The sequence below is a fragment of the Nocardiopsis sp. TNDT3 genome (assembly GCF_003427465.1).
Lineage (GTDB): Bacteria > Actinomycetota > Actinomycetes > Streptosporangiales > Streptosporangiaceae > Nocardiopsis > Nocardiopsis dassonvillei.
The window spans coordinates 1-3057 of record NZ_QPFC01001113.1; the positions used below are offsets into that span (position 1 = coordinate 1).

At 68.4% G+C, this 3057-nt stretch carries 4 protein-coding genes; all 4 read left to right on the top strand.

The genetic code is table 11. From position 1 onward, the window contains the following. On the top strand, window positions 1-205 hold a 205-nt coding region (locus tag DQW06_RS29680; protein ID WP_232833142.1), incomplete at its 5' end, for a hypothetical protein. Window positions 206-344: 139 nt separating this feature from the next. Beyond that, a complete protein-coding gene (locus DQW06_RS24500) occupies window positions 345-1112 on the top strand; it encodes a HipA family kinase (RefSeq protein ID WP_013152990.1) in 768 nt (255 codons plus the stop codon). Continuing rightward, complete coding sequence (locus DQW06_RS24505) at window positions 1109-1546, top strand: DUF3037 domain-containing protein (protein ID WP_013152991.1); 438 nt, start codon at window positions 1109-1111, stop codon at window positions 1544-1546. The genes DQW06_RS24500 and DQW06_RS24505 overlap by 4 nt, the downstream gene beginning before the upstream one ends. A gap of 144 nt (window positions 1547-1690) precedes the next feature. After that, entirely contained in the window at window positions 1691-3004 is a 1314-nt protein-coding gene (locus DQW06_RS24510) for a multidrug effflux MFS transporter (RefSeq protein WP_117199391.1), read from the top strand. Window positions 3005-3057 lie beyond the last annotated feature (53 nt).

The window sequence follows — 3057 nt, forward strand, 5'->3', positions numbered from 1 at the left end:
CGGAAAACGCGTGAGGGGTCCGGTTTCGGCGCCGGACCCCTTCCTTGTTCCTGTTAAAAATCTACGTCGTAAAGGTGGTGGTTCTTTTCTTGAAAAAGAAAAAAAGAAGAGAAAGACGAGATCGCGCGGCTACGCCGCACCCTCCTCACAGGTCTCCCTTTTGAAAGCCGCTCGGCGTGTCGCGGCGGGCGGGGACGTTGCCTAGAACGTGTTCAGCGTCCTTTAGCGGCGATGGCGGGAGGCGGTTCCGGTGCGGTGGAGGGGCGGCGGGCCGCGGCCCCGTGCGTCCGGCTCAGCGACGGACCCGTCGAGGCGGCGGTGCGCGAGCGCTCCGTGCGCTGCCTATGCTGGTCCGCGTGCTGAGAAAGGTGGTCGCGACGCGGTACGTGCTGCCGCTGCGCGAAGGAGGTTCGCTCCCGGGGTTGGTCGAGGCCGACGACCTGGGGATGTACGTGGTCAAGTTCCTCGGGGCGGGGCAGGGGCGCAAGACGCTCGTGGCCGAGGTCGTCGCGGGGGAGCTGGGCCGCGCCCTGGGGCTGCCCGTTCCGGAGCTGGTCACGGCGGAGTTCGACGCGGTGATCGGCCGCAGCGAGCCCGATCCCGAGGTGCAGGAGCTGCTCAAGGCCAGCGGCGGGCTCAACCTGGGGATGGACTTCCTCCCCGGTTCGCTGGGCTTCGATCCGCTGACCTTCGAGGTGGACCGGGGGTTCGCCGGGCGGGTGCTGTGGTTCGACGCGCTGACCGGCAACGTGGACCGGTCCTGGCGCAACCCGAACATGCTGCTGTGGCACGGGCGCCCCTACCTGATCGACCACGGTGCGACGCTGATCTTCCACCACAACTGGGCCAACGCCGACCGGTTCGTGCACCGCCCCTACGACGCCTCCGACCACGTGCTGTCGGGTGCGTCGCCGGACCTGGCCGCCGCGGACGCGGACCTGGCGCCCTTGGTGGACGAGGGTCTGCTGCGCCGTGTGGTGGAGTTGGTGCCGGACGAGTGGCTGGTGGACGAGCCCGGGTTCGACGGTCCCGGGGATGTGCGTGCGGCGTATGTGCGGTACCTGCTGGCCCGGGTGGCCGAGCGTTCCTGGCTGCCGGAGGTGACGGGATGAGCGCCCCGAGGCGTTACAGCGACGCGGTGACGACCGGTCGTGTGGGTGAGCGGCGTGAGCGTGCGGTGTTCGAGTACGCGCTGTTGCGGGTGGTGCCGCGGTTGGAGCGCGGTGAGTGTGTGAACGCCGGGGTGATCGTGTACTGCCAGGAGCGGGGGTTCCTGGGCGCTCGTTCGGCGTTGGACGAGCGGCGGTTGCTGGCGGTGGACGCTGAGGCGGACGTGGCGGGTGTGCGGCGTGCGCTGGAGGCGGTGGAGGTGATGTGCCGTGGTGGCGCGGGGGCGGGTGCGGCCGGTCGTGAGCGCCCCGGTCAGCGGTTCCGGTGGTTGACGGCTCCGCGGAGCACGATCGTGCAGCCGGGGCCGATCCACGGTGGTCTGACGGAGGATCCGGAGGGCGAGGTCGTGCGGTTGCTGGACCGGCTCGTAAGGTAACCGTTCGGGTCGTAACGGACATCACAGGCGTTCTGGGGGATAAAGAGGAGGCGATCCGCGGGGTCGGGATGTTGGGATGGAAGTGTCCGTCGTCGGCGGGGTTCTTCCTTCCGGCGCTTTTCCCGTTCCTGAACTGGAGTGCCTGTGCAGTCCCCGAACTCCCCCTCCGCGGTCCCTGACCGGGAGGCGGTCGAGAGGTCCTCTTCCCCTGTCCCGGTTCCTTCCCCCGCCCCCGAGCCGGAGGCGGGTGAGCGCTGGACGCCCTCGCGCAAGTCGGTGGCGCTGCTGGTGCTGGTGCTGGGTGTGCTGACGGCGACCGGGCCGTTGGCGACCGACATGTACCTTCCGGCCTTCCCCCAGATCACGCGGGATCTGGGGACGAGCGAGGCGCAGATCCAGCTGACGCTGACGGCGATGATGCTGGGCCTGGCCGTGGGTCAGCTGGTGATCGGGCCGTTGAGCGACGCCGTGGGGCGTCGTGGTCCGCTGTTGGTGGGCGTGGCCCTGTTCACGGTGACGTCGGTGCTGTGCGTGTTCGTGCCGGACGTGACGTTGTTCATCGTGCTGCGATTCGTGCAGGGTGTGGCCGGTGCCGCGGGTGCGGTGATCGGTCGTGCGGTGGTGCGTGACCTGTTCGCGGGTGATGACGCGGTGCGGTTCTTCTCGCGTCTGGCGCTGGTGATGATGCTGGCTCCGCTGTTGGCTCCGTTGGCGGGTGCGCAGTTGCTGCTGGTGGGTCCGTGGCAGTTGAGTTTTTGGGTGCTGGCGGTGATGTCGGCGCTGAGCTTTGTGCTGGTGTTGGTGTGGTTGCCGGAGAGTCTGCCGGTGCAGGACCGTCGTCGGCAGGGTCCGCGTCAGTTGGTGGTGACGGTGGGTGGTCTGCTGCGTCAGCCGCGTTTTGTGGGTCCGGTGCTGACGATGGGGCTCAGTTTCGGGATGTTGTTCACGTACGTGTCGGCGTTCTCGTTCGTGTCGCAGACGGAGTTCGGTGTCTCGCCGCAGTTGTACGCGGGGCTGTTCGCGGTGAACGCGCTGGGGATGATGGCGGGTACGCAGCTGAACGGTTTCCTGGTGGGTCGTGTGGAGACGCTGCGGCGGCTGGGGATGGGTCTGGTGCTGGCTCTTGCCTCGGTGGGTGTGTTGGCGGCGCTGGCGGTGCTGGGTGTGGCCCAGTTGTGGATGGTCGTGGCGCTGCTCGCGCTGATGATGCTCAGTGTCGGTTTCATCATGCCGAACGCGACGGTGACGGCTCTGGACGGGCAGCCGGCCGCGGTGGCGGGTACGGCTTCGGCGTTGATGGGTGCGTTGCAGTTCGCGCTGGGCGGTGGTGTGGCGTCGCTGGCGGGGCTGACGGAGACGGGTGAGCCGTCGTTGGTGAGTATGGCGGTGGTGATGGTGTCGGTGGCGGTGCTGTCGCTGCTGGCGTATGTGTGGTCGGTGCGCACGAAGGTGCGGTGAGTGTTTTTCGGTGGTGTGGGCCCGGGCGCTGTGGGTGGGGTGTGCCGGGGCCC

Excerpts from the sequence above, each read along its gene's own strand:
- DQW06_RS24500 (WP_013152990.1), top strand. The coding sequence starts at position 345 with ATGCTGGTCCGCGTGCTGAGAAAGGTGGTCGCGACGCGGTACGTGCTG.
- DQW06_RS24505 (WP_013152991.1), top strand. The coding sequence starts at position 1,109 with ATGAGCGCCCCGAGGCGTTACAGCGACGCGGTGACGACCGGTCGTGTG.